We start from the raw sequence: 16,070 nt of genomic DNA, 5'->3' as shown, positions 1-16,070 counted from the left end.
ACGGTCAACTCGCCTCCTGCTTGCGGCGCGCCACACCCCGGCGGCCCGGGACGCGGCTCGGTAGGCAGGACCGTCAGGCGCTCTGGCCGGCGCGGCTCGATTGCCGCTCGGCGATCTGGCCGGCGAGATAATCCGCATCGTGCCAGCAGCCCCAGATGAAGGAGGAGGCGCGGCGCGACAGCCAGGGCAGGCCGACGAAATAGAGGCCCGGCACCTTCGAGACGCCGCGTTCATGCACCGGCCGGCCCTTTTCGTCGAAGGCGTCGAGTTTGGCCCAGCCGAAATCCTGCGCGTAACCGGTCGCCCAGATAATGGCAGTGATTCCGGCGGCCTTGAGATCGAGCGAAAGGATCGGGTCGGTGACGCAGGCGGGGTCCGGCTCCATCCTGCGGGCCTCCGGCTCTTCCGGCAGGTCGAGGCCGTTCTTTTCGGCATAGGCATCCGCCTGGTCGAGCAGCGAGAGATAGTTGGCGTCGCCGAGCGCGATGTTTTTCGCGAGGTCCGGCGCAAAACGCAGCTTGCCGTCCTCGAATGTCTCCGCCCGGCCGAGCAGCGTCATGCCGCGCGCGGCAAGGCGGCGGAAATCGACGGTGTTGCCGCCATAGGCGCCGGAAACGGCGATCGTCACATGTTCGGTATTGGGGGCGGGCACCTTGAGGTCCCAGATGCCGAGCGCGCCCAGCCACCAGACGAAATCCTTGCCGCGATAACGCCGCGGCGGCCGGTCGTGCGGGCCGATGGAGAGGTAGACGGACTTGCCGGAGCGCAGCAGCTCGTCGGCGATCTGCGTGCCCGACGAACCGGCGCCGACCACCAGCACGGCGCCCTCGGGAAGCTGCGCGGGGTTGCGATAGGCATGCGAATGGATCTGCAGGATGCCGGTTTCCGCCGGCACGACGGTGGGGATGATCGGCCGCTGGAAGGCGCCGGTGGCGGCGACCACGTTCTTCGCCTCGATTGCGCCGTCGGAGGTCTCGACGCGAAAAACATCGCCGTCCTTGACGACCGATTTCACCTCGACGCCACAGCGGATCGGCGCCTTGATCTGTTCGGCATAGGCGACGAAATAGTCGGCGACCTTTTCCTTCGGGGCGAATTCGTCCGGCTGGTAATCGTCGAAATTCATGCCGGGAAAACGGTCGTGCCAGACGGGGCCGTTCGCCACCAGCGAATCCCAGCGCGCGGTGCGCCAGCTTTCGGCGATGCGGTTCTTCTCCAGCACGAGATGGGGGACGCCGCGTTTGCCGAGATGCTCGCTCATCGCCACCCCGGCCTGGCCGGCGCCGATGACGAGCGTATCCACTTTTTCCACTGACATGCCGGCGTCCTCTTCGCTTTACCAGGGTGTTCAGCCCACGCGGCTGATGCAGGACCACAGGTGTAAAGCACGCCGGAAATGCTCGACATGAGCGTTTGCTTCAGCGCTGATTAGGTCGCCTCTAAGCGGTCCGCGAGAAAGCAGCGACCGGCCCCTCGCGGAACCGGTCGCTTCGTCAGATTACCGGGCTTACGTCGCCGGGTTCGGGCCGATCCGCTTGCCGTGGTGCACGCGCTCCTCGCCCTTGTGGACCATGGTCACGGCGGGTTGGTGCGCCGTGGCGCTGCTGTCTGTGAAGATCAAGCCACCGGCGTTGATTGCGCCACGGAATTGCAATAATAATTCCGATTGAATTGCGATTTCTGGAATAATCGAGATGAACGACACCAAGGCCCTGCGCATCTTCCTCCTCGCCGCCGAAAAGCGCAGCTTCGCCCAGGTGGCGCGCGAGCTCGACATGGCGCCCGCCGCCATCACGCGGGCGATCGCCGCACTCGAAGACGACCTCGGTATCCAGCTTTTCGTGCGCACGACGCGGCAGGTGTCGCTGACGACGGACGGCGCGATCTTCGCTGCCCAGGTGCAGCCGGCCATGCAGGCGCTGGAGACGGCGCGCCGGGACGTGATCAACGCCAACAAGGTGGACCAGGGGCGGCTCAGGATCAGCGCGCCGACCTGGTTCGGCAAGACCGCGCTGCCGCGCGTGCTGTCGGGCTTTCGTACGCTCTACCCGAAGATCAATTTCGAGATTTCGCTCGCCGACGGTTTCGTCAATATCCTCGACCAGGATTTCGACCTCGCCATCCGCATCTCCGCCGCCCCCTCCGACAAGTTCACCATCTGGCGCAAGGTCTGCCTGATCCGCCGCGTGCTGGTCGCCGCCCCCGGCAGCCGCTTTGCAGGCATGGCCCATCCGGGCGAGCTGACGCCGGATGCTTGCCTCGCCTACAACGGCGAGAGCCGGCGCGAGGCGTGGCTATTGACGGATGGCAGCGCCAGCGTGGAGATCTCCGCCGGCCGCGCCTTCAGCGCCAACAATGGCGACCTGCTCGCCGACATGGCGGCGGAAGGGGCGGGGGTGGCGCTGCTGCCGCATTTCCACATCGCCGAGCACCTGGCAACCGGCCGGCTGGTGCACGTCTTCCCGCAATGGTCGCCGCCCGACCTGTGGCTGACCCTCTACTACCCGCCCTACCAGGCCCTCCCGCCCCGCATCGCCGCCTTCTCGAAATATTTCGAACAGCACGTCCCGGCCCTCATGGCTGCGCTGCAATAGGAAAGCCCGGGCGCTTTACCGGCTATCTCACCAGCCAGTTTTCGACATCGAGGCCCCGGATGCGGCTGAATTCGCGAGTGTTGTCCGTCACCAATGTCAGATTGAGCGCCTGGGCGTGGGCGGCGATCAGCAGATCGTTGAGACCGATGATCTGTCCGGCCATCTCCAGTTCCGCACGAATGACGCCATATCCGGCATCGACGGGGATATCCAGCGGCAGAACCGGAATAGTCCCGAGCACGCCCTCGACCTTTTCGAGCAGCCTGGCCGAACCCTTCTTCGCGCAACCGTAGCGCAGTTCGGCCGCGACGACGATGCTGGTGCAGATGTCCCGAGGCCCGACCTCCTCGATGCGCCGGGCCGCCGGCCCGAATGGATTGCGGATGATGTCGCTGATGATGTTGGTGTCGAGCATATAGCCGCTCAAAAGATATCCTCGGGCTTTGCCGGCATATCCTCGATATCCGGGAACTGGTCCTCCGGCCCGAGCGGCGCTTCCTTCTTCCATTGGGCCAGCAGTTCCACGATGTTGGCCGGCCCGGTGACGGGCTCGATGATGAGCTTCATGCCCTCGCGACGAATCAACACGCGATCCCCCGGCAACTCGAATTCCACGGGAATCCGCACCGCCTGGCTGCGGTTGTTGCGAAACAGCTTGGCCTCTTTGGGCTTTGATGAGGGTGATCGTATGGGCATGGCGCCGGCTCCCATGTATATGCATTTTGTATATGCCAACCGCAGGCACGTCAAGCCGGCAGGTTTCTCGCCATGCGCTCAAGACTGGTCGCAAGCACGCCGAGGAAGAGCGCGAAGAAGCCGCGTGGCGTTTGCGGGTCGGCGTGCCGGTCGCCATAGGTCGCGGCCAGGAAGCGGTAGGCGTGCAGGTTTTCGGGCGGAATGTAGGCGGGCGCCTGGGCCGGCGACTGGCGCAGGGAGTACCAGTCGACCACGAGATCCAGCAGCGGGCGGGCCTGCATCCAGGCGGCATCGACGCCGAACGCCGCGGCCTTCTGTTCAAGCTCCGCACCCGCCATAAGCAGGCCGAGATCCCACAGCGACATGCGCCGCGCGCGCTCCGCCATTTCTGGCGGCCATTCCTTCGGCAGGAAGCGCTCCAGCACCAGCGGGCGCATGTGGCGGTGGAGGAAGGTGCCATAGTCCGGCGCCGCGATCGCCGGGTCCGGCGCGAGGCCGGCGCGGGCATGTTCGGCGCGGTAAAGCGCGAGGAGATCGGCATCGAGCGGCTCTTCGGCGAGCGACACGCTTTCGACCGTCGGGTCGTCACCCTCCGCATGCACGACGACGAAACCGGCCGGGAAGGCGACGAGCGAGGGCACGGCGATATTGGTGAGGCGGCCGAGGCGGGAGCGGGCCTCGACATGCAGGTGGCCGCTGAAATGCAGCCGCAGGCCGGCCTCAGCGAGCGTCTCCGCCACCACGGGGCGCGGCGTGCGTTTCGCGACATTGGTCTCGCCGAACAGCCGGCGCTCGGTTTGCGCATCGTCCTCGAACGGATCGATCGCCGGATAATGCGAGAAGGCGAGGAGCTGCTTGCCCCCGCTTTCGGCGCGCGCCGCCACGTCGGCGATCCAGTCGACGAGATAGGGCTTGACCCGCAGCAGCGCGTTCCAGCCGGCGTCCGAACTGTCGATGAAGGCCTTCTTGCGGGCAATGTCGCGATTGCCGTCGCGCGGCTCGAAGACATTGGCGTCGATCATCAGCAGCCACAGGCCCGCCTCCGGCTCGACCAGATAGGAGGCGTCCATCAGCCGGCGCACGGTCTTTCCATCGGCGGAAAAGAGGTCGTGTTCGCGTTCGGCCGTGTCGTCGCTGTCGCCGAAGGGCGTTTCCCAATGGAGATAGTCCGGGCGGCGGACATAGCCGAAATCGCGCATCGGCATGAGGCCCGCCGGCAGGCCGTCGCAATACATCTTTGGCGTGACGACGGGGTTGCCGGGATCGTCGGCGGCCTTTTCGGCGTCGCTGGTCACCAGCATCGTGCCACCGGTGGCATCGACATAGCGGGTGTCGCGGTGCTTGCCGAGCGGGCCGAAGACGTCGTGATTGCCGGGCGTGGCATAGAAGGCGAGGCCGTGGCGGGCGCGGTAGCTTTCGAGCAGGCGCACGAGGCTTGCGACCGTCTCGCGCTGGCCGTCGTCGCTGTAATCGCCGAGCAGCACGACATGGCGGATGCCGCGCGCGACGATGCGGTCGAGGGCGGCGGGCAGGGCGGCGAAACTCTCGTTAAACACGCGGGTCGAGCCGGCGGTATCGGCCCAGCTGCGCAGCGTCAGCCTGCGGCCGCCCACGGTAATGCCGGCGAAATCGTAGTCGCCCTCGATGTCGTGGAAATGGGCATCCGCGATGACGGCGACGGCCGGCATGGCTTCACGGCCTTCTGCGGTAGAGGAAATAGCGGTCGCGATCGACGCTTGCGGGCAGCGGCAGCGGTTCGAGGGCCGCATGATCGAGCGGCAGGCCGCTGACGGCGATGCCGCCCGCGCCGAGCGCCTGCGCGACGATGCCGGGCAGCCAGGTCAGCGTGATGGCGTCCTTGTCCTCGTAGCCGGTGCCGATATCGGCATGGACGAGGGCGGCCTCCGTGCCGGCAAAAGTCTTCGCCGTCTCGGCGATCTCGCCGAGCACCAGGTCTTCGGCCGGCGGCGCGGAGGATGCATGGGCGCCAAACGCCCGGTCGAAGGCGACGATGCGCCGGCCGGGGAATTTTTCGCGCAGGTGATCGAAGGTGCGGCCGTTGCCGAGGCCGATTTCCAGGATGGCGCCGGTGGCGGGCAGCGGCAGGGTCTCGCGCACATGATCGATGACGTCGCGCTGGGCGGACATGCGGCGGATGAAGCTTTCGAGACGGCTCATGGATATCAGGCCTTGATGATCGTGTCGGCGGTTATGCCGCGCCGGGCGAAGACGTTGCGGGTGTCGACGATGAGCGCGCTCCAGTCGGCAAGCGCCGCATAGTCCACGCCGTCATGGTCGGTGGCGATCAGCACGGCGTCGAAGGCGCGGATGTCCGCCTCGCTCCAGGCGGCCGAGGGCCGGCCCTTGAAGGCGCCATATTCGCGGGTCGGCGGGATTTCCGGCACATGCGGGTCATAATAGCTCGCCGAGCCGCCGCGCTCCTCGATCAGCTCGATCAGCTTCAGCGAGGGGCTTTCGCGGATATCCGGCACGTTCTTCTTGTAGGCGAGGCCGATCACCAGAACTTTAGAGCGGCTGAGCGCCTTGCCCTGTCGCCTGTCGAGCGCTTCGGCGAGCCTTTCCACCACATGGCGCGGCATGGCGGAATTGATCTCGCCAGCAAGCTCGATGAAGCGGGTCGGCAGCTCATAGGCGCGCGACGCCCAGGTGAGGTAGAAGGGATCGATCGGGATGCAATGGCCGCCGAGGCCGGGGCCGGGATAGAAGGGCATATAGCCAAAGGGTTTCGAGCTTGCCGCGTCGATCACCTCCCAGATATCGACGCCCATGGCCTCGTAGATCACCTTGAGCTCGTTCACCAGCGCGATGTTGACGGCGCGGAAGACGTTTTCGGTGAGCTTCACCGCCTCCGCCGTGGCGGTGGAGGAGACAGGCACGACGGTTTTCACCACCGCGCCGTAGAAGGCGACGACCAGCGCCTGCGCCTCTGCGCCATCGCCGGCGACGACTTTGGGGATGGTCGAGGTCTGGAACTGGCGGTTGCCGGGGTCCTCGCGCTCCGGCGAGAAGCCGAGGAAGAAATCATGGCCCGACTTCAGCCCGCCGGCCTCCAGCGTGCGGCGCACCAGGCCATCGGTGGTGCCGGGATAGGTGGTCGATTCCAGCACGATGAGCTGGCCGGGGCGCAGCGTGCGCGCGATGTCGCGGCAGGTCTTTTCGACGAAGCTCATGTCGGGATCGCGGTGGCGGGTGAGCGGCGTGGGCACGCAGATGGCGATCACGTCGCACTCGCCGAGCCTGCCGAAATCGCTCGTCGCGGCAAAACGGCCGGCGCGGTGTTCCTCGGCGAGGATCTCGCTGGACACGGCCTCGATATAGCTTTTTCCCGCGCCGATCGCGACGATCTTGCCGGGGTCGATGTCGAAGCCGAGGACGGGAAAGCCGGCGCGCGCGACCGTGATGGCGAGCGGCAGGCCGACATAACCGAGGCCGATGATGCCGATGCGCGCTTCGCGGGATTGGATGCGCGCAAGCAGCGTCTCGTGGGAAGGCAAGGCTGTTGGCATCGGCACTCCGCGCACATATACAAGACCGGCGTGTTCAGATGGGAGAGTTTGGCCGGCCTGTCAAGTCTCGCCCATCCGCCGCCGAAACCAGCGCAACGAGTCCATGAAGATCGCATTCTACGCCCCGCTGAAGTCGCCGGAACACGCCGTTCCCTCGGGGGACCGGCTGATGGCGCGCCAGATCGTCGAATGCCTGAAGCGCGCCGGACATGAGGTGACGCTTGCGTCGGAGCTGCGCGCATTTCTTGGCGATAACGAGGATGTGGCCGGTTATGCGCGCCTCAAGGCGGCGGCCGAGGGGGAGATCGCCCGGCTTTCGGCACTGTGGCGGAGCGAAGGCGCGCCGGACCTTTGGTTCTGCTACCACCCCTATTACAAGGCGCCGGACCTGATCGGCCCCGCGCTCAGCAAGACGTTCGGGGTCGCCTATGTGACGGCCGAGGCCTCCTATTCGCCGCGCCGCAATCTCGGCATCTGGAGCGAGATGCAGGCCGGCGTGCTGGAGACGGTGCGCGGCGCGGCGGTCAATATCGGCCTCACCGCCCGCGACCGCGCGGGCCTGAGGGACGCCGCCCCGGATGCGGTTATCGCCGCGTTGAAACCCTTCATCGACGAGGGGCTCTTCACCGCGCAGGCATCCCAGCCGGAGCCGTTCCGCCTCGTGACGGTCGCCATGATGCGTGCCGGCGACAAGCTGGCGAGTTTTCGCGCGCTCGCCGAAGGCCTGCATCATATTGCCGATGTGCCGTGGCGCCTGTCGGTGGTGGGCGACGGGCCGTTCCGCGCGGAGGTGCAGGCGCTTTTTGCCGGTTTTGCCGAAGGGCGGATCGACTGGCTGGGGCAGAAGGAGCGGGCGGAGGTGGCGGATATCCTGTCGAAGGGCGCGCTCTATGTCTGGCCGGGCTGCGGCGAGGCCTACGGGCTTGCCTATCTGGAGGCGCAGGCCGCCGGCCTGCCGGTCGTCGCCTTCGCGACGGCGGGGGTGCCGGAGGTCGTGGAACACGGCGAAACTGGCCTGTTGACCGAAGCGGGCGATGCCACCGCCTATGCGGCCGCGATTGCGGCCCTGCTTGGCGATGAGGCGGAGCGCAGCCGCATGGCGAAAAATGCCCGCGCCCGTGTTGTCACGGACCATTCCCTGCCGGCCGCCGCCACGGCGCTCGATGCCATCCTGCGCCATTCCCTCGGAGACAAGAGATGACGCTGCCTGCAATCGTAAAACCCCTCGTGGACGAGATCGCCCGCCGGGCCGACAGCGGCAAACCGCTGCGCCTCTGGCTGCGCGACGACGACGCCGTCGAGCCGACTGCCCCGCTCGACCACCTGCTGACGTTGACGGCCGCGCATGACGTGCCGGTGCTGCTCGCCGCCATTCCCGCTTTCACCGGGCAGGCGCTGGCCGATCGGCTGGCGGGCGAAACCCATGTGTCCGTCGCGGTGCATGGCTGGGCGCACAAAAGCTATGCGGGAGCGGGCGAGAAAAACCAGGAACTCGGCGATCATCGGCCGGCGCAAGAGGTTCTCCGCGAGTTGGGCGAGGGGTTTGGAAAACTGTCCGCCCTGCATGCCGGCCGCTTCGTGCCGATGCTCGTGCCGCCGTGGAACCGCATTGCCGCGTCCGTCGTCGCCGGCCTGCCGGAGATCGGTTTTCGGGCGCTGTCGGTCTTCGGCCCGGAAAAGCCGGCGCCGCTCACAATGCTGAACACCCATGTCGACATCATCGACTGGCGCGGCACACGCGGCGGACGGCAAGTGGAGGCGGTGATTGCCGATCTGGTGCGGGTCTCGCAGGCGCAGGCGGGGCCGATCGGGTTGCTCACGCATCATCTGGTGCATGATCAAGCGGCGTGGGATGGGATGGCGCTGGTGTTCGAGGCGACCGCTGGGAGCGCCGAAGGCGGCTGGTTCGGCGTTGACGATCTGCTCACGGAAATATGAGGTCGCGTTAACCTTATCCCCTTGTTTCCGCCGCATTTCGCCGGCATTTCTTCGCCCACGCAAACAGGCGGATTCGCGAACGAATGCAGTCGATCGGCAAGACTACTGGAAACGCAAACGCCCGCCGAGAGGCGGGCGACACCGGACAGGTTGTCGTCGGAAGAGGGACCGCGGAAGACGCCTCTAGTGGCTGTGTGCGAGCCGCTGGCCGACCACACGCATGGTTTCGGCCATGCTGCGCGGGCAGGTCGAGAGCACCTTCAGGAAGCAGTCCTTGCTGATGCGCAAAGCCTCGACGGCCGTTGAGGCCTTCACCGTGGCATTGCGCGCCGTGCCGCAGAGAATGGCGATTTCGCCAACGACGGAACAGCAGCCGGCAGAGGCGATTTTCTCGTCTCCGGAAGGGCCTTCCTTGTAGACGTCGACGACGCCCGACAGCACGACATAGGCGGCATCGCCTTCGTCGCCCTGGTGGAAGAGTTCCTGGCCTTCACGGTAGCAGACGCGGTTGGAGGCAAACGCGAGAAGCTTCAGCTTCGCGGCGTCGATGCCGGAGAAGAGCGGAACCCGTCGTAACATCTGTACTTCGTCGTTCAGGATCATAATAGTCAACCGCCTCGATTTCGGCTACTCGATCAAATTCTCACCAGTCATGCTATCAGTTGCTTGTATACCGTACCGCTTTCGACAATCGTCTCGTAGGTTCCGTCTTCCACCAATGTTCCGCCATCAAAAGCAAGCACTCTTTTAAAGTGTTTTGCAAGCGGGGTATTTGACAAAACCCAGACAACAGCCGGATTATCACCGCTCTTGGCCAGGAACGCAAGTGCTGCCTCCACGATGTGCTCCTGGAGGTGATGGTCCAACCCCGAGAGCGGCCGGTTGAAGATGTAATAATCCGACCGGCGGATGAGGGCGCGTGCAAGGCTGAGCTTCAGCCGCTGCAGGTTGTTCAACCGCCGTCCGCCTGCCCCGACATTCGACTCGAGCCCCAGCGCCATCAGCGCGTGGTAAAGCTCCGGCCGCTTCCTGAGCAGTTCGCCGCCGATCTCTCTCAACTTCGGAATAGCATCGCTGTAGCGATGATTAAGTTTGCCGAAGACGATATTGTCGATCAGCGTACCTGACGTCAGATAAGCATTGGGGTCATAACGTTCAATATAGCCCTGAAGTTCCGGCGGCAGGTTTGCATGGAACTGGTGGCGCACTTCTACGATCTTGCGCATCAGCGCCTCGTCGAGCACGCCGAAGCGATGCCGCGGCTCGACATAGAAGAAGGAGAGGCGGATGAGCGCGATGCGGTCCTCGTCGCTCGGCGTGGCATTGTGTCGCAGGCGTTGCAGCAGATGCTGGTATGTCGGGATCTCGTCGCCCCGCATATAGGTCAGCTGCTCGAAGAACGGGTGGTCGGGCGGCAGGTCCTTGAACAGCTCCACCGTGCTTTCTGCAATGCCCTGGCCCATCTTGAACAGCGCGTCGCCAAGGCCGCTTTCGCGCATGATGGTGCGGAAATAGGGCGTCTTGACGATCGCCTTCGTCGAGGCCTTCGGGTCCCGCATCATGCCGAAGAACAGGTTTTCGGCGACCGGCGCCTCGGTATTGTAGGCGTCCTCCTCGAAGGGGATGACGAGGTTGTTCATATCGCGGCGGTTCAGTTCCGCGCGCAGGTCCCGGCGCAGGCCGACGATCTCGGCGGCGACGGCGGGGGCGACCTCGGCATCGGCCGGCAGCGTCGAATGCAGCGCGAGTTGCAGCACGTCGTCGGAAAGCTCGACGATATCGAGCACCGCCATGATCGAGCCGAACAGCCCGTCCTTGCCGTTGGCGTGCAGCGTGCCGATGTCGATCCAGTTGCCGTTGAGGTCGAAATCCGGATTGCCGGAGCGCTGCGCCTCCGCCACGTCCCATTTGCGCTGCTCGGAGGCGGCGCCCTTGTAGGCGGCGGGCTCCACCGGGGCGTGCTTGACGCCGTAGAGCAGGTTGTCCTCCAGGCTGCCATGGAAGAAATAGGCCTCGGGCGAGGCATAGGAGATGCGGCGCCCGGTGACGGATTCCGGCAGCGCGTAAAGGTCGTCGTCGCCGGCCGTCACCTTGCCGCCGGCCGGCCAGATGACGCGGCCGAGCGCTTCGGCAAGCCTGTCGCCGCCGCTCGCCGCCGTGCCGATGATGGCGACCGTCTCGCCGGGCGATATCTTGACGGAGACATGCTCCAGCACACGCCCGCCGATATCGTCTTCCAGCACCAGATTGGTGGCCGTCAGCGGATGGTTGAGCAGGGTGGCGTTCGCCGCGTCGATGGCCTGGATTTCCGGGTCGATCAGGTTTTCGGCATCGAACTGCTCGACGACCTGCTCGTATTTCACCTGCACGTCCTGGCGCACCAGTTCCCAGTCGATCAGTTCCTTCAGCGGGCCCGGCAGTTCCTTGTAAGCGTTGATGACCGCCACCAGCTGGCCGACGTCGAGCTTGCCGACGATCGTCAGGTAGCCGCCGATGCAATAGAACAGGAAGGGAGTGAGCTGGGCGAGGAAGTTGTTGAGGAATTTGACCAGGAACTTCCACTGGTAGATGTCGTAGCGGATGCGGAAGATGTGGCCCAAACGGGCGGCGATGTCGGCGCGCTCGTAGTTGGAGGTGTCGTAGGCGTGGATCGTGCCGATGCCGTCGACGATCTCGGCGACGCGGCCGGCGAGCTGGCGGGCGGTGATCTGGCGCTCGCGGCCAAGCTCGATCAGGCGGCGGCGCATGCGCGGGATGATGCCGACCTGGATCATCGCCATGGCAAAGGCGATGAAGCCCAGCCAGAAATGCTGGATGAAGATGAAGATCAGCGCCGTCAGCGCCTGGCCGCCGAGAAGGGCCGGCTGCACGAAGGCGTCCGCGGTGAAGCCGCCGAGCGGTTCCACCTCGTCCTTGACCATGGAGGAGACTTCGCCGGCCTTGACGTGCTTGAAATATTTCGGCGGGAACCGGAGGATGCGGTCGACCAGCTCATAGCGAATGCGGCGGAGCAGCCGCTCGCCGAGGCGGCCCTTGTAGGTATTGATGTAATATTTGAACAGGCCGTTGATGATGACGAGCACGAGGAAAGTCAGGCTCAGCGCCAGCAGCGACGGCATGCGCTCCAGCGGCAGGCCGCCGTACAGCTCGACCGGTCCCCAGAACGGAATATCGAAGCTGATCGGCATGAACAGCTGTGTATCGCTCGGCTGCTCGAAGCCGGTCCCCTGGATCGGGCCGTTGACGATCTGCTTGGGCAGGTCGAAGGCGAGATAATAGGGGATCATGGACAGGGCGACGATCAGCAGGATGAAGAGCTGCTGCGGCCGCGTGTGGTCCCAAATATATCGGGCGAGACTTTTTTCCATGGAAGACTTCTATGCGCGTGAACGGCGGCTGTCCGTATGAAGATTATAAGACAGCGGCAATACCGCAAGACCTAGGAAGCCGCGCGGCCTTTTAGAAGGTCCCTCAAGATATTCGCGGTACGATTGGCGCCATCCAGTTGCAAATCAGGCACATTTTTCTCAGTTTCGGCGCAAAGCGCGCGGGAAATTGCGTCCGCCATCGTTTCCGCGGAAAGCTCATGCTCCGCCACGACCACCGCCCGGCCGAGCCGCTCCAGCCGTTCGGCACGCGCCGTCTGCTCCGTCTCGCCGCCCGAGGCAAAGGGCACCAGCACCGCGCCGCAGCCGGCCTCCAGCACATCGCAGACCGTGTTGTAGCCGGCCTGCGAAACCGACAGGCGCGCGGCGGCGAGCAGGCTGCGGAAATCGGTGCGGAAGCGCACGAGGTCGACAGTCTCGCCCGCCTGCGCCGCAAACCGGGCGAAATCCGCCTGCGGCAGGTTGGGGCCGGTGATGACCAGCCAGCGGCCGCTGTCGGGGAGGCGCTCCGACGCCTGGAGGGCCGCCTCGACCAGCCCGGCGCCGACCGCGCCGCCGCCGGCGGAGACGACGATATCGTAGCGCTCGGCCGCGGGCGTTGCAGGCCCCGCGCCGACGAGGCCGGTATAGACGACGCGGTCGGCAATCGCGTCGGCCAGCGGGAACGTGTCCTCCAGCCGCACGAAACCCGGATCGCCATGCACCAGCACGCGGTCGAAATGGCGGCGCACCAGGTCGATGGTCTCCTCGTCGCGGCCGGGCTTGGCGCGCTCCTGCAGGATATCGCGCAGCGACGTCATCAGCAGCGGGCGCGGCGTGCTCGCCTCGATCGCGTCGATCAGCGGCAATAGCTCGAAGCGCACCTGGCGGCGGCCGAAGGGGAAGGCCTCGATGAGGACGATATCGGGCCGGCAGGCGTGGTAGGCGGCGATGAGCCGGTCGCGCCGGTCGGCCTTGAAGGCCTCGTCGACGGCCTTGCCGTCCGCGTCGACCAATGCCGCGAAACCGCCGTCGCCCACCGCGATCGCCGGCAGCGCGACATGATCGATGCCGGGGCCGGGAAAACCATCGACCGGCATGCCGCCGGTCACCAGCGTCACGGCGAAACCGTTGGCGCTGAGCGCGCGCACGATGCGGCTGGCGCGGGCAAGATGGCCGATGCCGAGCAGGTGCTGCACATAGAAAAGGACGCGCGGCCGTTCGACGCTGCTCATGCCGTCTCCCGCGCCGCGGTTTCGAACAGCGATTTCAGTTGAGCGATGCTGGTGTGGTGGTCGAAGCTCTGGCGCACCTTGGCTTCGGCGGCCCGGCCGAGCCGGTCGCGCAGGGCCGGATCGCGGATCGCCCGTTCGAGGGCTGCGGCGAGCGCTTGCGGGTCTTCAGAGGGCACCAGCAGGCCGTTGACGTCGTTCTCGAACAGTTCGGGAATGCCGGAAATGTCCGTCGCGACGCAGGTCAGCCGCTGGCTTGCCGCCTCGACCAGCACGTTCGGCAGGCCGTCGCGGTCGCCATCGGCGGTGATGCGGCAGGCGAGCGCGAAAATATCGGCCTCGCGGTAGCCGGCCAGCACGTCCTTCTGGTCCACCGCGCCGAGCCAGCTGAGCTTTTCCGTTATGCCGAGCTCTTCGGCAAGTTTTTGCAACATCGCCCGCTCGCCGCCATCGCCGGCATGGACGAAGCGCCAGTGGAGATCGGCGGGGAGGCGGGCGAGGGCGCGCAGCAGCACGTCATACCCCTTCTTCGGCACCGCGCGCCCGACGCTGATGATGGTGACGGGGTCCTGCGGGTCGGAGCCGTCGCGGGGCGGGCGAGTGTGGGCGGGCGTGCAGCCGCAAGCGTCGTGCGTCGCGTGGGCGATACCCCCCTCTGTCCTGCCGGACATCTCCCCCTCAGGGGGGGAGATTGGATGGAGGCCTGTTTCGCCCATCATAGACGTCGCCGTTTGAGCCCCGTCTTCGCCCCCAGCCGATCTCCCCCCTTGAGGGGGAGATGTCCGGCAGGCCAGAGGGGGGTGCTCCGAATGCCCCCCATCAACCGGCGGAAAGCGATCCAGATCGAGGCCGTGGTAGCTCAGATGCACCCGGTCGCGGTTTTCTCCGGCAAGCGTTTGCAAATGCGCGTGGCCGGTCTTCGTGCAGGTCACGGCCCAGTGCGCCGTCGAGAGTTTTTCGGCGAGTTCCCAGTCCTCGGAGGTCCAGATGTCCTTGGCGTGCGCCGAAACGGTCCAGGGAATGCCGAGCATGCTGCTGGCATAATTGGCGACGGAGGCGGGGGTGTGGATGAAATGCGCATGCAGCCAGCCGCCGCCCTCCGGCCATTCGCCGACGAGCACCGCCGCCTGGCCGAAGCGGCGGAAGCGGTTGCGGCTGAAATCGCGCGGCAGGTCCTTCAGGAACTGCCGCAGGGCCGCGCCGAAACCGGGCAGGCGAAAACTCCGCGCCAGACCGCGCAGCACGCGGATCGGCTCCTGGTGCAGATACTCCGGCAGGTAGAAGACCGGCGCCTTGATCTCGTCATGCACGGCGTGCCGCTTGCGATCGGTCGGGTGACGCAGCGAGACGAGCACGAGGTCGAGCCCGGCCCGTTCCAGCCCGAGCAGTTCCTGCGCGATGAAGGTCTCCGACAGGCGCGGATAGCCCTTCAAAAGCACGACGATCTTGTGCGATGGCGACAATGCGGTCTCGCCCCTCACTCGGCCGTCGGGATCAGTTCGCGCGCGGCCAGCTCATCGCCGACGATGCGGGCGATGTGGCGCAGGCCCTCCAGCCGGAGGCCCGGATGGCCGCTCGACGGCGGCGGGCGCTTCGGCAGCCCCTTCAATGCGGCGGCAAGGCGGACCGGATCACTCGATTCCTCCGGCAGCAGCATGTCGATCAGGCCGAGCTCGGCGGCGCGGGTGGCGCGGATGAGCTGCTCCTCGCGGGGCTGCACGCGCGGCACGATCAGCGCCGGCTTGTCGAAGGAGAGGATCTCGCAATAGGTGTTGTAGCCGCCCATCGCCACCACGCCCTGCGCGCCCGCGACGAGGTCCTCCATGCGCGAATCGAACTCGATCACCTCGATATAGGGGATTTTTGCCGCCTCCTGGGTGAGCTTGGTGCGCTCGCCCTGCGGCATGTAGGGGCCGAGCACGATCAGCGCCCTGTGGGTCAGTTCGGGATCGTGCTGATAGGCGCGGATGACGTCCTGCACGAGGTCCGCCCCGTCGCCGCCGCCGCCGGTGGTGACGAGGATATAGTCGCCGCTCGGCTGGTACTGGGCGCGGTCCATCCGGAGCGCGTTGCGGTGCAGAAAGCCGACGAATTTCAGCTTTTCGCGCACGCCGTCGGGCACGTCGAGGCCGATCAGCGGATCGTAGAAATCCGGCGGGCCGTAGACCCAGATGTCGTCGTAGAACTTCTCGATCTTGTGCATGACGTCCTTGCGCTTCCACTCGGCCTCGAGCAGGTGCGGCGCGTCCATCACTTCGCGAAGGCCGAGGATCAGCCGCGTGCCGCGGCCCTTCAGGTAGGCGAGCGTCTCCTCCACCTCGCCGGAAAGCCCCATCGGCTCCTTGTCGATGATGAAGATGTCCGGGCTGAAGGTCTCCGCCGTGTGGCGGATGATCGAGCGCCGCATGGTCAGCGTGTCTTCGAGGTCGATATGGCGCTCCAGCGAGGTATATTCGCCGTTGCGCAGCTTGATGACGCTCGGGATCTTCACGAAGTCGACGCGGGCGCGATAATCGAAGGCGCCGGCGATGGTGGCGCCCGAGATGATCAGCACGTTGAGGCCGCGATATTCCTCGACCAGCGCATGCGCGATCGTGCGGCACCGGCGCAGATGCCCCAGCCCGAACGTGTCGTGGCTGTACATGAGGATGCGGGCGTGTTCGAAGCTGCGACTCACGGAGAAAGCCTCCGGACTCCCGCCGGGATTGCCGTCGTAAA

14 protein-coding genes and 1 pseudogene are annotated in these 16,070 nt (G+C 65.9%); 3 read left to right on the top strand and 12 right to left on the bottom strand.

Annotated features, from left to right (window positions below):
• Positions 1 to 73: 73 nt before the first annotated feature.
• Positions 74 to 1,318, bottom strand: coding sequence for an NAD(P)/FAD-dependent oxidoreductase (locus VGN93_RS20935; RefSeq protein ID WP_327508972.1), 1,245 nt, complete (start codon positions 1,316 to 1,318; stop codon positions 74 to 76).
• A gap of 189 nt (positions 1,319 to 1,507) precedes the next feature.
• The gene (locus VGN93_RS20930) at positions 1,508 to 1,708 is read right to left on the bottom strand and encodes a hypothetical protein (RefSeq protein WP_327508971.1); all 201 of its coding nucleotides are present in this window, start codon (positions 1,706 to 1,708) and stop codon (positions 1,508 to 1,510) included.
• Here VGN93_RS20930 and VGN93_RS20925 point away from each other — a divergent pair.
• Entirely contained in the window at positions 1,695 to 2,594 is a 900-nt protein-coding gene (locus VGN93_RS20925) for a LysR family transcriptional regulator (protein WP_327508970.1), read from the top strand. The genes VGN93_RS20930 and VGN93_RS20925 overlap by 14 nt on opposite strands.
• Positions 2,595 to 2,616: 22 nt before the next feature.
• Here VGN93_RS20925 and VGN93_RS20920 read toward each other — a convergent pair whose 3' ends face one another.
• The 5 genes from VGN93_RS20920 to VGN93_RS20900 are packed head-to-tail and all read right to left on the bottom strand — an operon-like array spanning position 2,617 to position 6,817.
• The gene (locus tag VGN93_RS20920; protein ID WP_327508969.1) at positions 2,617 to 3,021 is read right to left on the bottom strand and encodes a type II toxin-antitoxin system VapC family toxin; all 405 of its coding nucleotides are present in this window, start codon (positions 3,019 to 3,021) and stop codon (positions 2,617 to 2,619) included.
• The gene (locus tag VGN93_RS20915; RefSeq protein WP_327509050.1) at positions 3,018 to 3,290 is read right to left on the bottom strand and encodes an antitoxin; all 273 of its coding nucleotides are present in this window, start codon (positions 3,288 to 3,290) and stop codon (positions 3,018 to 3,020) included. Before VGN93_RS20915 ends, VGN93_RS20920 begins: the two co-directional genes overlap by 4 nt.
• A 50-nt stretch (positions 3,291 to 3,340) precedes the next feature.
• A complete protein-coding gene (locus tag VGN93_RS20910) occupies positions 3,341 to 4,978 on the bottom strand; it encodes a metallophosphoesterase (protein ID WP_327508968.1) in 1,638 nt (545 codons plus the stop codon).
• 4 nt (positions 4,979 to 4,982) lie between these two features.
• Positions 4,983 to 5,468, bottom strand: coding sequence for a class I SAM-dependent methyltransferase (locus tag VGN93_RS20905; RefSeq protein ID WP_327508967.1), 486 nt, complete (start codon positions 5,466 to 5,468; stop codon positions 4,983 to 4,985).
• Positions 5,469 to 5,473: 5 nt separating this feature from the next.
• Positions 5,474 to 6,817, bottom strand: coding sequence for a nucleotide sugar dehydrogenase (locus VGN93_RS20900; RefSeq protein WP_327508966.1), 1,344 nt, complete (start codon positions 6,815 to 6,817; stop codon positions 5,474 to 5,476).
• Between the two features lie 103 nt (positions 6,818 to 6,920).
• Between VGN93_RS20900 and VGN93_RS20895 the strand changes: the two genes are divergently transcribed.
• Together VGN93_RS20895 and VGN93_RS20890 are read left to right on the top strand one after the other, a co-directional pair.
• Positions 6,921 to 8,018 (top strand): glycosyltransferase family 4 protein, encoded by a 1,098-nt coding sequence (locus VGN93_RS20895; RefSeq protein ID WP_327508965.1) that lies wholly within the window; start codon positions 6,921 to 6,923, stop codon positions 8,016 to 8,018.
• The gene (locus VGN93_RS20890) at positions 8,015 to 8,755 is read left to right on the top strand and encodes a polysaccharide deacetylase family protein (protein WP_327508964.1); all 741 of its coding nucleotides are present in this window, start codon (positions 8,015 to 8,017) and stop codon (positions 8,753 to 8,755) included. Before VGN93_RS20895 ends, VGN93_RS20890 begins: the two co-directional genes overlap by 4 nt.
• Before the next feature lie 183 nt (positions 8,756 to 8,938).
• Here the strand turns inward: VGN93_RS20890 and VGN93_RS20885 are convergent, their stop codons facing one another.
• The 5 genes and pseudogenes from VGN93_RS20885 to VGN93_RS20865 form a co-directional block, all read right to left on the bottom strand.
• A complete protein-coding gene (locus VGN93_RS20885) occupies positions 8,939 to 9,358 on the bottom strand; it encodes a cyclic nucleotide-binding domain-containing protein (RefSeq protein WP_319316179.1) in 420 nt (139 codons plus the stop codon).
• 47 nt (positions 9,359 to 9,405) lie between these two features.
• The gene (locus tag VGN93_RS20880) at positions 9,406 to 12,123 is read right to left on the bottom strand and encodes an ABC transporter transmembrane domain-containing protein (RefSeq protein WP_319316183.1); all 2,718 of its coding nucleotides are present in this window, start codon (positions 12,121 to 12,123) and stop codon (positions 9,406 to 9,408) included.
• A 71-nt stretch (positions 12,124 to 12,194) separates the two neighbouring features.
• The gene (locus VGN93_RS20875; protein ID WP_327508963.1) at positions 12,195 to 13,355 is read right to left on the bottom strand and encodes a glycosyltransferase family protein; all 1,161 of its coding nucleotides are present in this window, start codon (positions 13,353 to 13,355) and stop codon (positions 12,195 to 12,197) included.
• Positions 13,352 to 13,951, bottom strand: a pseudogene (locus VGN93_RS31345) (glycosyltransferase); the annotation flags it as partial. The gene VGN93_RS20875 and the pseudogene VGN93_RS31345, both read right to left, overlap by 4 nt.
• A gap of 878 nt (positions 13,952 to 14,829) precedes the next feature.
• A complete protein-coding gene (locus VGN93_RS20865; RefSeq protein WP_327508961.1) occupies positions 14,830 to 16,029 on the bottom strand; it encodes a glycosyltransferase family protein in 1,200 nt (399 codons plus the stop codon).
• Between the last annotated feature and the right edge of the window lie 41 nt (positions 16,030 to 16,070).

It is taken from the genome of Shinella sp. (genome assembly GCF_035998705.1).
Taxonomy (GTDB): Bacteria; Pseudomonadota; Alphaproteobacteria; order Rhizobiales; family Rhizobiaceae; genus Shinella.
The sequence above is the reverse complement of the archived record's forward strand: the minus strand, read 5'-3'. Positions and strand labels throughout refer to the sequence as shown.

What these genes read in the sequence shown, in the direction of transcription:
- VGN93_RS20900 (WP_327508966.1), bottom strand. Translation starts at nt 6,817, where the DNA reads ATGCCAACAGCCTTGCCTTCCCACGAGACGCTGCTTGCGCGCATCCAA.
- VGN93_RS20885 (WP_319316179.1), bottom strand. Translation starts at nt 9,358, where the DNA reads ATGATCCTGAACGACGAAGTACAGATGTTACGACGGGTTCCGCTCTTC.
- VGN93_RS20925 (WP_327508970.1), top strand. Translation starts at nt 1,695, where the DNA reads ATGAACGACACCAAGGCCCTGCGCATCTTCCTCCTCGCCGCCGAAAAG.
- VGN93_RS20935 (WP_327508972.1), bottom strand. Translation starts at nt 1,318, where the DNA reads ATGTCAGTGGAAAAAGTGGATACGCTCGTCATCGGCGCCGGCCAGGCC.
- VGN93_RS20890 (WP_327508964.1), top strand. Translation starts at nt 8,015, where the DNA reads ATGACGCTGCCTGCAATCGTAAAACCCCTCGTGGACGAGATCGCCCGC.
- VGN93_RS20915 (WP_327509050.1), bottom strand. Translation starts at nt 3,290, where the DNA reads ATGCCCATACGATCACCCTCATCAAAGCCCAAAGAGGCCAAGCTGTTT.
- VGN93_RS20895 (WP_327508965.1), top strand. Translation starts at nt 6,921, where the DNA reads ATGAAGATCGCATTCTACGCCCCGCTGAAGTCGCCGGAACACGCCGTT.
- VGN93_RS20875 (WP_327508963.1), bottom strand. Translation starts at nt 13,355, where the DNA reads ATGAGCAGCGTCGAACGGCCGCGCGTCCTTTTCTATGTGCAGCACCTG.
- VGN93_RS20905 (WP_327508967.1), bottom strand. Translation starts at nt 5,468, where the DNA reads ATGAGCCGTCTCGAAAGCTTCATCCGCCGCATGTCCGCCCAGCGCGAC.
- VGN93_RS20910 (WP_327508968.1), bottom strand. Translation starts at nt 4,978, where the DNA reads ATGCCGGCCGTCGCCGTCATCGCGGATGCCCATTTCCACGACATCGAG.
- VGN93_RS20880 (WP_319316183.1), bottom strand. Translation starts at nt 12,123, where the DNA reads ATGGAAAAAAGTCTCGCCCGATATATTTGGGACCACACGCGGCCGCAG.